This is a genomic window from Paenibacillus sp. tmac-D7 (assembly GCF_006519665.1).
Classification (GTDB): Bacteria; Bacillota; Bacilli; order Paenibacillales; family NBRC-103111; genus Paenibacillus_G; species Paenibacillus_G validus.
The window spans coordinates 57266-71657 of sequence record NZ_VIDW01000013.1 but is presented as its reverse complement, the minus strand read 5'-3'; the positions used below and the strand labels follow the sequence as shown (position 1 = coordinate 71657).

The following is a 14392-nucleotide window of genomic DNA, read 5'->3' as shown; positions in this document are numbered from 1 at the left end:
ATTTGCTCCGGGCTGAAATTGTGGTATGATACGGGAACGTACGTTCTATAACAGGTAGGAATAACCGCGAGGATACAGGAGGTTGGAGAGATGACACACCGCTGCGAATGGGTGAATGAAGATCCGTTATATATAAACTATCACGACCACGAATGGGGCGTCCCCGTTCACGACGATCGCAAGCTGTTCGAGATGCTGGTGTTGGAAGGCGCGCAGGCGGGCTTAAGCTGGTACACCGTGCTGCGCAAAAGAGCCCGTTACGTCGAAGCGTTCGACGGGTTCGAGCCGTCCGTCGTCGCAAATTACGACGAGGCGAAACTGTCGGAGCTGCTCGCCGATCCCGGCTTGATCCGGAACCGGCTGAAAATCCGCTCCGCCGTCACGAACGCCAAGGCGTTCTTGCGGGTACAGCAGGAATTCGGCAGCTTCGACGCGTACATCTGGCGCTTCGTGGGCGGCGCGCCGAAACGGAACCGGTGGGCGTCGCTGCGCGAGGTGCCGGCGAGCACACCGGAGTCGGATGCGATGAGCAAAGATTTGAAGAAGCGCGGCTTTTCGTTCGTCGGCTCGACGATCTGTTACGCGTATATGCAGGCCACCGGCATGGTGATGGATCATACGACCGATTGTTACCGGTATAAGGAATCGATGGAAGGTTGAGCAAGCCTACCGCACATCTGGCCAAAGACCCTGGTGGAGCTTTCTGTCGTCAGGGTTTTTGGATATTACGCCCAATTGCCGCGGCGAAAAACAGGTTCGGTCACGCCGTCTGCGGTGATGCCGTCGATGTCGAGCTCGTCCGAGCCGATCATGAAGTCGACATGCAGCAGGCTCAGGTTTGCCCCGAGCCCCTCGAGCTCTTCGGGATTCATGGATGTGCCGTTCTGCACGCAGAGCGGATAGGCGTTGCCGAACGCCAAGTGGCACGAAGCGTTCTCGTCGAGCCCCGTGTTGTAGAACAACACGTTCATACTTGCGATCGGCGAATGCTGCGGCACGAGCGCCACCTCGCCGAGCCGTGCGGCGCCTGCATCCGTCGCGATGAGACGCTGCAGCGTGTCCAGCCCGGTTTCCGCGGTGCAGGCCACGGCAACGCCGTTCTCGAACGTGATGCTGAACTTGTCGATCAACTGGCCGTTCCAGTTCAGCGGCTTCGTGCTCGCCACGGTGCCGTTCACACGGTCACGGTGCGGCAGGGTGAACAATTCTTCGGTCGGAATGTTAGGGACGAAGAATGTGCCTTTCGCATTGCGAATGCCTCCCGCCACCCATTGATGCTCAGGGGGCAAATCGATCGTCAACTCGGTTCCGGGAGCTTTGTATTTCAACCGCGCGTACCGCTTGGCGTTCATGCGGTCCGCATGCCCCTTCAACTGCAGCAGATGGTCGTGCCAAGCTTGCACCGGATCGTCCCGGTCGGCCCGCGCCGCCTGAACGAGATATTCCCACAGCTTGCGGATGGCCTCTTCCTCGCCGGAGCCCGGGAATACTTTCTGCGCCCATCCCGGCGAAGGCGCCGACACAATCGCCCAGCTGATCTTACCGGCTTGCATCAGAGCGCGGTATTCGCGCATGGCCGAGCCGTACGCCTTGCTGGCAGCGGACAGCCGCTCGGGCTTGACGTCCTTCAATAAGTCGGGCGTCGGCGAGTACACCGTTAAGAATGCGGCGTCCGCCTCCGCCATTTCCAGGTACCCGTTTGCCTTCCACTGCGGATATTCATGAAACGCCTCATCCGGCGCCAGCAAATATTTCATTCGTTTCAGCTCGTCGTCGTCCCATTCCACATGCACGTGTTTGGCGCCTGCCTCATAAGCTTTCTTCGCGATCAATCGAACAAAATCGGCGTTGTACAGCGGCGCGTGAACGACCAGCGTCTGGCCCGGCTGCACGTTAATGCCCACCTGCACAGCCAACCCGGCATATCGTTCGATGGCGGTTTGCAGCGAAATCACCTTCCATCATCCTTTCGCTTGGTTAACTTCGAACGGGACGGCTAACGGCCGCAAGTGACGTTCCGTCGTTCCCCCTCATTATGCGGATTTCAGCGCGGAATTACAACTGGATGAGGCGAATCGCTTGAACCTGGCGCTGCGTAGAATCCCGGCGTACCGCCGCGCTGGTACGCGACCGCCTATTTTTCACAGGGCGAATGACCACCGTATAGGGGCATGCATATGTTAGCAGTGATTGCTTAACCATCATCAGCGATGTACTGCAGGAACAAGGCATAGTAGGAGGATCCCGGATGAAAAAGGTGAACCGCCGGAATTCCGGCAATGTAATAAAGCCCCCTCAAAAGCGGGTCGATTCGTTATATGACGAATTACGCTGGTTGAATGAGGATCGGGAGAAGCGGAACGACGGAGATGCGATGAGCTGGACGCCCGCCGCGAATCTTACAAAGGAAGAACCGAATATTTCCTCGTCGGATGAGAGCTCGTTGAGGGCATCGACCTCGAATGTGACTCTTGAGGCGGAAGCTTCTGTATACACGGACGATTTGGCTGATGAAGCCGTCACCTCGGAGAAAATTGCGCGCTATGCGATTGACGGAAGCAAAATTAAACGAGGCAGCCTGGGCAAGGATACGTTGGCGGACTACGCCGTTGATACCTCCAAGCTGGCGGACCGCAGCGTAAACCAGCAAAAGCTGGCTTGGGGTGCGGTGACGCAGGAGCATTTGGCGACGAATTCGATAACGACCGATAAAATTCAGGACCGGGCGATCACAGGCAGCAAGCTGCTCGATAACAGCATCACGTCCGAGAAACTGGCCGATAAAACGATCGATGCGATCAAAATCGCCGAACAATCGATCCATACGTATCATTTGGCGGATGAGGCCATTACCGGAGAGCTGCTGCAAAATCAATCGATTACCTCGGATAAAATCAAAAGCGGCGCGATTCTCTCGGGCAATTTGGCAAACGGCGCCGTCAACACTTCCAAGCTTTCGGACGGCGCGGTTACCACTGAGAAGCTGCGCGATTTGTCCGTGACGGCGGCCAAGCTGGTGGACGGCGAGATAGGCACCGATAAGCTGGCTGACGGTTCCGTGACGGAGGAGAAAATGGCGCCTTGGAGTATCGGCGCGGAACAATTGAAGCCGAGGGCCGTCTTGAACGAGCATTTGACATCCGGTCTTATTCGCGGCGTCAACGTCGCTTCGAAACAGATCGAAGCGATTCACTTGGTTGATGAAGCGGTTCATACCGCTCATCTGAAGGACGGCACGGTCACTTCCGCGAAGCTGGTCAAAGGCGCGGTGCAAGGCTTGCACGTACAGGACGGCTCTATCGAAGGGAGGCACGTGGAGCCGGGCGTCATCGTGAGCCGTCACTTGGCCGATCGCGCTATCACCGTCGACAAGATGGCATCGTCGAGCGTCGGCACGCCGCAGTTGACGGAAGGAGCCGTGACCGAGGCGAAGCTGGCGGAAGGAGCTGTCAGCTCGCGGAAGCTGGGGAGAGGGGCCGTCAAGGCCGAGCATGTATCGGCCGGTACGGTCGATACGCAGCATTTGGCCGATCAGGCGGTGCAGGCGGGACAGCTTGCGCCGAAGGCGGTCGGTACCGAGCATGTGCAGGAGAGCTCGCTCACGACGGAGAAGCTGAAAGACGGCGCGGTCACGTCCGACAAGCTGGGAATCGGCGCAGTGCGTTCGCAGCATCTGCATGACGGCGCGGTATTGAACGGCCATCTCGGCAACCACAGCGTCACGACTTCAAAAATTTCCAGCGAGGCGGTGTCGACCGATAAGCTGACGAATTTGGCGATCACCTCGGCGAAGCTGGGGCAAGGGAGCGTCACGTCGGAGAAGCTTAGCCGGGAAGCGGTGCAAGCGGAACACGTTTCCCCGGGCGCGATTCATCACGTGCACTTGAGCAAAGCCTCCGTTCGCACCCAGCAGCTGGTTACCGGTGCGGTGACGCGCGAGAAGCTGAATGACGGCGCGGTGACGACGGAAAAGCTGGCGGAGGGTGCGGTGACCGGCGTAAACCTGGCGGAAGGGATGGTGCGCGGCGCGCATCTGGCGCCGGGGGCGATCGGCACGGAGCAGCTTGCCGCGGAATCGGTGACGACGGATCGGCTGGCGGATGGCAGCGTCACCTCGCAAAAGCTGGCGGACGGGAGCGTCACGACCGACCGTCTGGCGGATGGCAGCGTCACGTCGGAGAAGCTGAGCGCAAACGCCGTGAACAGCTCGGCGCTTGAAAGGGGTGCGGTGACGGCGGAAAAGCTGGCGGCCGGGGCGGTATCGACGGATCATGTAAGCGTCGATTCCATAGACGGCCTGCACATTATGCAGGAAACCTTATCGGGGTACCACTTGATCCCCGGTACGATTTCGATGCTTCATTTGGACACGTCGCTCCAAACGCTGTTGAACGGATTTTCGGCGAGCGAAGCGGCAAGGCAGCTTAAAGAGGCCGCTGAAGCCGAGCTGGAGCTTAAAGCAACGCCGGAGGCCGAATTAGAAGCGGCCGAGACGGAGACGAAGGCAGCGGTCATCCTTCCCGGGAACTCGGCTGCGGAAACGTTCATCGATGCTTCGTACATCGAACCGGTTGCGGAGATGGCCGAAGCGTTTACGATCGAGTCCGTCGCAGAGGACCAGAGCGCTCGGCAAGAGGCTGAGAACAAGCTCCGGCTGCATGCGCTATCGCCGGAAAGCGGGATGGTGACCGAAAGCGAAGCAGCTTCCCCGCGGTCCTACCTGCGTCCGGTGCAAGCGATAGCGGGGCAAACCGTTGTGCAGCAATTCGGATTAAGCCTGTTCAACCTGTATACGGAAGAGGAGAAAGTCGAACTGCTTGTCACGTTCGATCAACCGTTCGCTGACGCTAACTACGTGCTCGTAGCCACGTCAAGCCAGTCGTATGCCTTTGCCGTTGTGAAAGAAAAGCTGGCTGATTGCGCGATCCTCGAGCTCGTTCGTTTGAAATCGGCGGCCGATATTCAAGGGATCGTAAACTGGATTGCGATCGGCCCCCTGAGCGAATAAGGCGGCACTGGCCCCCCGCGGCATCTTCGAAGCGCCGTGCCGGCATAAGGTCGAACGATCAGGCGACGCCTGGTTCACCATATGCGGCGAGACATGAAGAAAGGACCGTCCTGGGTGTGAACGGTCCTTTCTTCATGTTCGGACGTTCAAACGTGGCCGGAACAGCCGTCGAGCAAATATTTGGCGTATGCCATCGGATTGTCGTACGTAGCGATCCATTCGCTCAGCATGCCGGCTTCGCGGAAGCTGTAGCGCTGGTCTTTACCGTTGCATTCGATAAACAGCGGGTAACCGTCCGTCGTGATTCCGACGTCCAGCCCCAAATCTGCCAGATGCGGAAGCCGATCGGACAGATGGGAGGCGACAAGTATGGAGAAGTTATAAATACGCTGTACGACTTCCTCGGGGTCCAGGTGAGCATATTCTTCTTGCAGGATGAGGGGCAGCTGGTAAGTCGTGCCGCCTTGGGCGACGTTCGTCACGAACGTATGCTTGGAGGCGACTTTGGCGACGATTCCCGTTACATCCCAGCTTCCGTCCGCCGTCCGCTGCACGGAGACGCGCAGATCAAACGGGCTTCCTTGAAACGTTGCCAGCGGCAATCGCTGCTGTACGATGTACGTTTCTTTTCGGAGGCGGCTGCGTAGGACGGCCGGCAGCCGCGTTCCTTTCCATCTGACGGTGCGCCACTTTTGGTTCACCGGGCCGAACGAAATCGGATAGGATAGCTTCCATCCTGTTGGGGTCCGGTCCATTCTCATCACGCCGCGTCCGATGCTGCTGTTGTTCGGCTTGATGATCAACGAGTCGAACCGTTTCATCAATCGTGCGATACCGTCCGGCGTAGCTCGTCGGGTTGCCGGCAGGTGCGGATGCAACGAAGGGTTTTCCAGCATCAATTGATGGATGCGCAGCTTGCCGTACCGGTTCCAGCGGTTGAACAGCTGGCGGCCGTCGCGAACCCAGGAAGACAACCGGCGATCCTGGGATTTGCTCAGATAGATCGCCCGGTTGTGTATGACAAGCGGAGCGGGGATTTTCCGCCGTACATAACCTTCGAGCTGCTTTACGTAGGCTTTCACCGTCTTTTGCCCGGCGCGAAGATCGCAAATCCTGAAGAAGCAGGGGGTGAATCCGTATTTTTTTCCCGCCTCTTCATAATGTTCAATAGCTTCGTATTTCCAAGTTCCCAACGGGATTTTACGGAGTTCGTTATCATTCACGAGAATGCCCACGTAGGGAGGATACACGACGATCCCTCCTCGATCTGTTATCGATCCTTACCTGTGACGATCGTTTATACAGCATATGTCGGGGATCGTCGGGCGGTATGGACAGGTGTCGTAGGCATTCGTCCGGATGTTCCGCGTTTATCCTTCCCTCAGGTCGCACCACCGCATCAATAGCCCGCCGTGGACGAAGCCGCCGCCGAAGCCGAAGAGCAGCAGCCGATCCCCGTCCCGGAACCGTCCCATCCGAACGGCTTCATCCATGGCCAGCCCGATGGTGGCCGCCGATGTGTTGCCGTAAAGCTCGATTGTGTGCAGCGTTCGTTCGAGCGGGATGCCGGTTTTGTCGCAGATGGATTCGATAATGCGCAGGTTGGCGCTGTGGGGGAGGAACCAATCGATGTCGGCAGTTGTCAAGCCGGCTTGGGCGAGCAGCTCGGCAACGCCCTTTGGGACGGTTTGCACGGCGAATTTGTACACCTCGCGCCCGTTCTGAACGAGCTTTCCGTCTCCGCGCAGGGGGGCGCCGTTCAAGCTTGCCGCTGTGTTCGAGCGGTACAGATGCGCCGCCCCGTTGCCGTCGCTGCCTGCGGTATAACTGAAAAACGCAGGCTCCGAGCGGGGATCGTCCGTCCGCTCGAGCAGCACGGCAGCTGCCCCGTCCCCGAACAGGATGCAGGTCGTGCGGTCGGTATAGTCGGCGATTTTGGACAGCGCGTCCGCGCCGATGACGAGCGCCTTCCGGTGCATGCCGGAAGCGATCATCCCGTCCGCCACATGCAGGCCGTAGACGAAGCCCGCGCAAGCCGCGCTCAAATCGAGCGCAAACGTCTGCTCGATGCCGAAGTGCGCTTGCACCAGGCAAGCGGTGGAAGGAAACGAGAAGTCAGGCGTGCTCGTACAAACCAGCAGCAGATCGACATCGTGCAGCGCCACGCCGTAGCGCTCCTGCATATTTTGCACGGCTCGAATGGCCAGACGGCTCGTGAACTCGTCAGGCTCGCCGATGCGGCGTTCGCGGATACCGGTGCGCTGTACGATCCATTCGTCGCTCGTGTCGATCATGCGTTCAAGCTCGGCATTCGTCAATATGCGCTCAGGCACATAACTGCCGATAGCGGTCATCCGGGAACGGTAACGCGGCCCGGACATCGGGAGAACAGGTTCGGTAAACATGATTAAACACCTCGATCGAATAAAATGGGGTCACTGTTCATGTATGCAAGAATATGTTGGTTAATACCAGTACCAAGTATTAGTACCAGATACTAAAATTTTAGCGGGATGTCGTTCGTTTGTCAATGTGGACGCAAGTGAATGGTTTAACAGATTTACATGAATATGCTTTAAATGAAGTTGCTAGTCATGTCTATCCTATGGATTCCGGCGCCGCATATCCTGAAGTTGAAAGGGAAGAAAGGTTATCCATGAAGAAGCTTAACAAGCGATAAGGCAGCTTTCGGCACCTAACTTTTTAATAAATGTCATCCGTCCAAGCAACCAACATGCAATTCTCATATTTTAGATTGTGAGACTCGTATGCAAAACTTCAGTGCGGGAATGAAAAAGGAAATCTATCCTTGAACGGGTGAATGTGAAGGCCTTCCTTGCTCAGTATCCAGTTGATGAGACGGCGATTACTCCTTATATGGGGCGTTCTGAAACGATCATTCAGAGTATCCAAAACAAGCTTCGTTCGAATGGTAAAGTAAAGTCTGCGCAACCACGTCAGGAGCTTCGTCTCCCGGCGTCTTTGGCTTGCTGAAGCGTCTTTCGGGCAAGTGACTCGCATGAGGGCGAATTGTGTCTGTATGCGGAAAATTTCAGATTCAGCTGGCTTGTTCGAGAAAACCCATTATAATGTAACTAACGTTATGGCAGCGTCCGCGAATTTGAAGGCGGCCCTCTGCAACGCCTTAATTTTCAATGAAAGTGTGGGAACGGAATCATCATGTCCATGAGAACGCTGAAATGGTTGACGATATTGCTGCCTACGCTGCTGATCGGAGGATTCGAATACGTCCGGCACGACTTTCTGCTTGATTCTTTATCGATGGAAACAGGCAATCTATATATCACGCTGCTGACGCTGCTGATGTCCTTCGTGTTCGCCACTTGGATGTTCAAACGTATCGCTCGAATGAACGATACGCTGGCGAGGGAGCAGGCTAAACGGGCGGTCTACGAGGAGCGGGAGCGTCTCGCCGAAGAGCTGCACGATAATATCGCGCAAGTGCTGTTCTTCTTGAACGTACAGCTGACGAAAGGTCAAATCTCCGAAGCGCGGGAGGCGGTTTCCGAGATTGACCACCACTTGCGGCAAGTGATCTTCAACCTGCGGACTGTCCCGGAAGAAGGGGCCGGCTTTGCTATGAGGCTGCAAGCCTGGCTGGAGGAGTGGAGCGGCTTGACCGGCATTGCGGTCGATTGGCTGGTCGAACCGGCGGAAGAGAACGTTCCGCCGTCTGCCGAGGTGGCGCTGTTCTCCATCGTCCGGGAAGCGTTCACGAATATTCGCAAGCATTCGAACGCCGACCAAGCTTGGCTCGAGCTTGCCCGGACGGAGGACGGCCAGCGGTGGCGGCTGCGGATCGCCGATAACGGCCTCGGCTTCGACATGTCGGACGGTGTGGCCGTAAACCGTTACGGGCTGTCCATTTTGAACAAACGCGCAATGGACCTGGGGGCTGAGCTGCTCCTGCGCTCGTCGCCGGGTACCGGGACGGAGCTCATCTTGACCGGTCCGATGCGGGAAGGGAGAATGTCATGAACTATAGGGTATTGGTGGCCGACGATCATCCGCTGGCCCGCCGTGCGGTACGGGCGCTCATTGAGGGAGAGCCCGACTTTGAATGGATCGGGGAGGCTGCGAGCGGAAGCGAGGCGGTGGTGCGGTGCGGCGAGCTGCTGCCTGACGTTGTGCTGATGGATATCCGCATGCCGGATGGCGGCGGACTCGAGGCGACCAAACGGATTAAGCAGTTGTATCCGCACATTCGCATCGTTATGCTGACGGTATCCGATGACGTGGCCGATCTGTTTACCGCAGTGCGCTACGGCGCCCAAGGCTACTTGCTCAAAAACATGAACCCCGAGGACTGGGTTCACTATTTGCGAGGACTGCTGGACGAGAACAGCGAAATTTCCAGGGTCATTACTGACCGGTTGTTTCAGTCGTTTCGCTCCGAAGGCAGGACTTCATCGGACGAAGCTCCTCCAAGCGTCCTGTCGCAGCGGGAGCTAGAAATTTTGAGCTGTGTCGCGACCGGCCAGAGCAATCGGCAAATCGCTGAAACGCTCGTCATCTCCGAAAATACGGTCAAGAACCATATCAAGAACATTTTGGGCAAGCTCGCCTTGGACAATCGCGTTCAGCTGACCGCCTATGCCGTTCGTCATGGGCTAACCCAGAATATGTCTCAAGGCGACGGCCGCTAATTAACCCGCATTCCCCGGCAGAACGGGTTCCTCTAAATCAACCCGCATTCCCCGGCGGAACTGGTTCCTCCTATGGAAAGCGGGTTTATTCAGCCTTACTGGACCCTGTACAGATCGCGCAAGAACCGGTATTCCGCTTCCAGCCCGGTGCGCAGGTCGGTTTGAGGCTGGTAGCCGAGCAGCGACTGCGCTTTTCCGATATCCGCCCACGTTTGCTTCGGTTCTCCATAAATGTCTCCGACTTTCTGAAGGTCCGCCTTACGTCCGAACAGCTCTTCGATGATGGAAATGCATTCCAGAACAGAGGCTCTTTCCTTCCCTCCGATATTAATCGTTTCCCCGATTAATCCATCGGCGTAAGCAGCCCTGGCTACCGCATCCACGCAATCGGCTATATAGGTGAAATCGCGAGATTGGCGCCCGTCTCCATATAGCGGGATCGGCTTGTTCTCCAGCATGCGCCGAATAAACCGATGGAAAGCCATGTCTGTACGCTGTCTGGGTCCGTATACCGTGAAAAATCTGAGAATGACCAAGGGCAGTTGTTCATTATAAGCATACACCTTGCACAGATGCTCCCCCGTTAATTTGCTGACGCCGTACGGAGACAGCGGCTCCACGACGGCTGATTCCACAACCGGTCCCGTCTTCTGGCCATAAACCGACGAGGTGGAAGCATAAATAAATTTGCGGATGCTATACCGTTTGCACCCTTCCAGCAATCGCTGCGTCGCTGCGATATTGTGGGCAATGTAGGTTTTGAAATCTTCCCCCCAGCTTGACCGTACGCCAGGCATTCCCGCCAGGTGGAAGACGATATCGACGTTAGGGAGAAGCTGATCCCAGCTGACGGTACGCAAATCGATCTTGACCAAAGTAAAGCGCGGATGCCGGAGCAATGCGTGTAAATTTCTTTCCCTCATCCATATGGGGGACGCCGAAGGAACGAAAGCGTCCAGGCCGATTACCTCGACACGCTCATCTTGAAGCAGCCTCTCGCATAGATGGGAGCCGATAAATCCGGCCGCTCCGGTCACTAATATTTTCATAGCGTCATCTCTCCTCACGGATTTCCGAGGCATCGGTAGCTAAACCCCAGAGAGCTCATCCGCTTACCGTCCAGCGCATTTCTTCCGTCAAGAAAGTAATGCTGCCTCATGCTTTCTTTCAGCAGGCCCCAATCTGCCGTCGTATACTGCTTCCACTCCGTGCAAAGGATGACAGCGTCACAAGCGGCGACCGTATCTTCCAGCGTCTCGAACTGGCGGACGCGGTCGGATGCCATGTCGGCCGGCAGCTTGGAGACAGGGTCATGTACGCGAACGATGGCTTTCTCTTCCATCAGGTGCTTCAGAACGGAAAGTGCCGGGGATTCACGCTGATCGTCTGTTTCAGGCTTGAAGGACAGACCTAGCAGGGCTACGGTTTTATTGCGAAAGGATCCGAAGGTTCTTTCCCAATTATGCACGGCGTAAGAGATTTGCGTTTGGTTCACGGCGACGACGCTGTTCAGCAGCGTCATCTCGCTGCCATGCTCTTTTGCGGTATACAGCAGCGCTTGAATGTCTTTGGGAAAACAGGATCCGCCGAAGCCAATGCCTGCCCTTAGAAAGTGCGGTCCGATGCGAGGGTCGGTTCCCATCCCATGAGCCACATCAGTAACGGAAACCCCGAGCCGGTCGCAGAGCCTTGAAAGCTCGTTGATGAAGGAGATTTTCGTCGCCAAAAAAGCGTTTGCCGCATATTTGATCATCTCCGCGGTTTGCGGCTTGGTGACAATCAGGGGACAAGTCATATCTTTGTATAAAGCGGTGATGATTGCGGTCGCTTGCTTGTTCGTACTGCCGATTACGACGCGGTCGGGATGGAGCGCATCGTGCAGAGCGCTGCCCTCTCGCAAAAACTCCGGGTTGGATATCACATCGAACGAAACCGGCTCCCGCTGCGCCTCGCCGATCCACCGGACAACCTGTTCGTTCGTGCCTACGGGAACGGTGCTTTTAATAACTACGAGCTTGTATTCCGTCATCAGGGAACCGATCTGTTCGGCAGCCTGCCGTATAAACTGCAGATCGGCGCTTCCATCAGGCCGGGACGGAGTGCCGACGCATAAAAAAATGATCGGATGCTCCCGCAGGGCGGTTTCAAAATCGGAGGTAAACGAGATGCTTCCTGCACGGCTGTGTTCTTCAAGCAGAACGTCCAAGCCGGGCTCGTAGAAGGGCAGGGTTCCTACGGCCAGACGGTTCAGCTTGGCCTCGTTCGTATCGAATCCGGTTACCTTCCAACCGAGCTCAGCCAAGATGAGTCCGGTCGTGACGCCGACATAACCCATGCCTACAATCAAAATGTTCATTTGCCCGTCCCTCCAGCATGATACAAATTTCGAGCAATTTGGTGATCCCCAAATTGCTCGGGTTTATTCTTTTTTTTCTTGCTCCGTATGGTTTTACTCCTTGTGACTTAGGTGCTTTATTATAAATGTTATGTAAAGCATCTATACCCCGTAAGGGTATTCGCGGATGAGCACCTAAATATGTGTGTATGTGCATTTGTTGTGTAAATAACAATAAGTTGGTAAATATCCGCTTTCGTCTTCTATAACTAGCCTATACATTGCATCTACGAGATCATAGTATACAGTGAAACTAACCAAAAAAGTTTCGAGACGAACATGGAGAGGAATGGTTGTTTTGTCTAAAACCGAAAAAGTGAAGCAGTGGCTGGCTGCCTACCCTGATGCTGCTGAAGTTGAAATTGAGTTTGCGAACGGCGATAAGATCAATTACTCCTTGGACGAAGGGGTATCTGCTTTGATGAGCAAAGTGGACTGGGAGGAAGTTGAAGAAATAGAAGTGGAGATGGCTGACGGCGAAACAGAAAAGTTAGAATTGGACGACGACGATGACGACGATGACGACGACGACGATGACGACGAAGACGACGACGACGATGACGACGAAGACGACGACGACGATGACGACGAAGACGACGAAGACGAAGACGAAGATGAAGATGAAGATGAAGATGACGACGAAGATGAAGACGAAGACGGAGACGTAGACGAAGACGAAGACGAAGATGAAGATGAAGATGAAGACGAAGACGAAGACGAAGACGGGGACGAAGATGAAGACGGGGACGAAGATGAAGACGAAGACGGGGACGAAGATGAAGACGGGGACGAAGATGAAGATGAAGACGGGGACGAAGATGAAGATGAAGATGAAGATGAAGACGAAGAAGAAGACGGGGACGAAGATGAAGATGAAGATGAAGATGAGGACGAAACTGACTAACCTGCTGTAATTTCGTCTTGAAACGATCCACTCTTTTCCGCTGCTGCGCGATTGGAGGGACGGGCAAGCAGCGCCACTCGCCCGTCTCTCCAATCGCGCAGCCCAATAAATCGAACAAGCCTCCTGCCTGCAGGCCTCTTTTATTTACGGTCCATAGAGACCGTTTATGAATGAGGCTATAAGTGTTTCGTGGCTCGGACGCGCGCTGCAGCCAAACCTCCGGTCCTCCGCCATGCAAGCTCAGCTTGCATGGCGGATAGGGAGAGCGTCATGGTTACGGCTGCCAGACGGTTAAGATGTCCCTGGCCACCCGGTCCCAAGTAAAGCCCTTCTCGACAAAACGGCGGCCTTGGAGTCCGTGACGACGAGCCGATTGCAGATCCGATAACAGCACATTCAGCTTCTGGGCATATTCGGCCGGATCTTCCGGGTTCTGAATAAGCTTGCCGAACGGATCGGCTGCGATCTCGGGATTGCCCCCCCTTGCCGTAGTAAGAAACGGTAGCCCGGCTGCCATCGCTTCGTAATGAACTCTGGCCAGCGGTTCCTGCCACAGCGAGGTGCACACAAACACATCTCCCGCATTAAACCAGCGGTGTACGTCGTGAGCTTCCACATAACCGGTCGTAATGACGGGTATCGGTGATTTTTCGGCAAGCGCCCGTACGTAAGCGATATAATCGCTGATCGAGTTGTCGCTGTACCAGGCACCTCCGACAACGACAAGCGCAGCATCCTTATGCGAGAGCTGGGACATCGCCTTCACCAAAACATGCGGACCTTTATTTCGTGATAACCGGCCAACGAACAAAATTACTTTTTTAGATCCGAGTCCGTATTCGGACCGGATCGTCTCTCTATCGCGATGCGACGATTCCGATTCCGACCAAGGGGAAAACCGGTTTAAATCGACTCCGGAATAAACCGTCTTCACTTTAGCCCTCGCATTTGGAAAAAGAGCGGCAATCTCATTTCCGATATAGTTGCTGATCGTGATGATACGCTCCGTCACTTCGACGACGGCGGCGCCTTCGCTGGGATGAATTTTGGCGGAGTTAAACATATCGTTGTGCATGCTTAATACGATTCTGGCGCTGGGCGCTGCCTTCCTTACGGGCAATACAAGCTTCGGCCGATTAAATATATGAATCAGATCATAGTTCCCGCCGAATCTTGAAACGAAGTCCAGCACACCTTCGGCGTATACCTCCAGTAGGCCATCGGAAGGGACACGGACATAACGGACTCCGTTGACCACTTCGTCATTCGGTAATTCGGGGTCCGTTCGTCCGAGAATCGTAAGGTTGTGGTGCTTATTCAATAAACCGGCCACTCCGACGATGTACGTTTGAATCGCTCCGCCTCGGATGTTCGGTACAGGCAGTTTTTCCGTGCAAATCATCAATACATTCACTCTT

The 14392-nt window shown here is 55.6% G+C and carries 11 protein-coding genes; 5 read left to right on the top strand and 6 right to left on the bottom strand.

Translation table 11 applies throughout. The features are described 5' to 3' along the window. The first annotated feature begins 90 nt into the window (after positions 1-90). On the top strand, positions 91-660 hold the full coding sequence (locus FKP33_RS11510; protein ID WP_054796936.1) for a DNA-3-methyladenine glycosylase I: 570 nt from the start codon (positions 91-93) through the stop codon (positions 658-660). A 65-nt stretch (positions 661-725) separates the two neighbouring features. Here FKP33_RS11510 and FKP33_RS11505 read toward each other — a convergent pair whose 3' ends face one another. Next, positions 726-1952, bottom strand: coding sequence for an aminopeptidase (locus tag FKP33_RS11505; protein ID WP_054796941.1), 1227 nt, complete (start codon positions 1950-1952; stop codon positions 726-728). A gap of 296 nt (positions 1953-2248) precedes the next feature. Between FKP33_RS11505 and FKP33_RS11500 the strand changes: the two genes are divergently transcribed. After that, positions 2249-5008: a WIAG-tail domain gene (locus tag FKP33_RS11500; RefSeq protein WP_141335099.1), complete on the top strand. Its 2760-nt coding sequence runs from the start codon at positions 2249-2251 to the stop codon at positions 5006-5008. A 146-nt stretch (positions 5009-5154) separates the two neighbouring features. On the opposite strand, the gene FKP33_RS11495 is transcribed toward FKP33_RS11500, so the two are convergent. Then, positions 5155-6258: a YheC/YheD family endospore coat-associated protein gene (locus FKP33_RS11495; protein ID WP_141335097.1), complete on the bottom strand. Its 1104-nt coding sequence runs from the start codon at positions 6256-6258 to the stop codon at positions 5155-5157. Between the two features lie 120 nt (positions 6259-6378). Then, positions 6379-7413, bottom strand: coding sequence for a ketoacyl-ACP synthase III (locus tag FKP33_RS11490; protein WP_141335095.1), 1035 nt, complete (start codon positions 7411-7413; stop codon positions 6379-6381). Positions 7414-8188: 775 nt separating this feature from the next. Here FKP33_RS11490 and FKP33_RS11485 point away from each other — a divergent pair. Continuing rightward, positions 8189-9007, top strand: a complete 819-nt coding sequence (locus FKP33_RS11485) for a sensor histidine kinase (protein ID WP_054796929.1) — start codon at positions 8189-8191, stop codon at positions 9005-9007. Beyond that, positions 9004-9675 (top strand): response regulator, encoded by a 672-nt coding sequence (locus FKP33_RS11480; protein ID WP_054796928.1) that lies wholly within the window; start codon positions 9004-9006, stop codon positions 9673-9675. Before FKP33_RS11485 ends, FKP33_RS11480 begins: the two co-directional genes overlap by 4 nt. Before the next feature lie 95 nt (positions 9676-9770). Here the strand turns inward: FKP33_RS11480 and FKP33_RS11475 are convergent, their stop codons facing one another. After that, on the bottom strand, positions 9771-10724 hold the full coding sequence (locus FKP33_RS11475; RefSeq protein ID WP_127610748.1) for an NAD-dependent epimerase/dehydratase family protein: 954 nt from the start codon (positions 10722-10724) through the stop codon (positions 9771-9773). Positions 10725-10738: 14 nt separating this feature from the next. After that, a complete protein-coding gene (locus FKP33_RS11470; RefSeq protein ID WP_127610750.1) occupies positions 10739-12031 on the bottom strand; it encodes a UDP-glucose dehydrogenase family protein in 1293 nt (430 codons plus the stop codon). Between the two features lie 337 nt (positions 12032-12368). On the opposite strand from FKP33_RS11470, the gene FKP33_RS27135 reads away from it, so the two are divergent. Further along, entirely contained in the window at positions 12369-12974 is a 606-nt protein-coding gene (locus FKP33_RS27135; protein WP_181410121.1) for a hypothetical protein, read from the top strand. Between the two features lie 274 nt (positions 12975-13248). Here the strand turns inward: FKP33_RS27135 and FKP33_RS11460 are convergent, their stop codons facing one another. Continuing rightward, entirely contained in the window at positions 13249-14388 is a 1140-nt protein-coding gene (locus tag FKP33_RS11460) for a glycosyltransferase family 4 protein (protein WP_127607719.1), read from the bottom strand. Positions 14389-14392: the final 4 nt, after the last annotated feature.

What these genes read in the sequence shown, in the direction of transcription:
- FKP33_RS11485 (WP_054796929.1), top strand. Translation starts at nt 8,189, where the DNA reads ATGTCCATGAGAACGCTGAAATGGTTGACGATATTGCTGCCTACGCTG.
- FKP33_RS11490 (WP_141335095.1), bottom strand. Translation starts at nt 7,413, where the DNA reads ATGTTTACCGAACCTGTTCTCCCGATGTCCGGGCCGCGTTACCGTTCC.
- FKP33_RS11510 (WP_054796936.1), top strand. Translation starts at nt 91, where the DNA reads ATGACACACCGCTGCGAATGGGTGAATGAAGATCCGTTATATATAAAC.
- FKP33_RS11475 (WP_127610748.1), bottom strand. Translation starts at nt 10,724, where the DNA reads ATGAAAATATTAGTGACCGGAGCGGCCGGATTTATCGGCTCCCATCTA.
- FKP33_RS11500 (WP_141335099.1), top strand. Translation starts at nt 2,249, where the DNA reads ATGAAAAAGGTGAACCGCCGGAATTCCGGCAATGTAATAAAGCCCCCT.
- FKP33_RS11480 (WP_054796928.1), top strand. Translation starts at nt 9,004, where the DNA reads ATGAACTATAGGGTATTGGTGGCCGACGATCATCCGCTGGCCCGCCGT.
- FKP33_RS11470 (WP_127610750.1), bottom strand. Translation starts at nt 12,031, where the DNA reads ATGAACATTTTGATTGTAGGCATGGGTTATGTCGGCGTCACGACCGGA.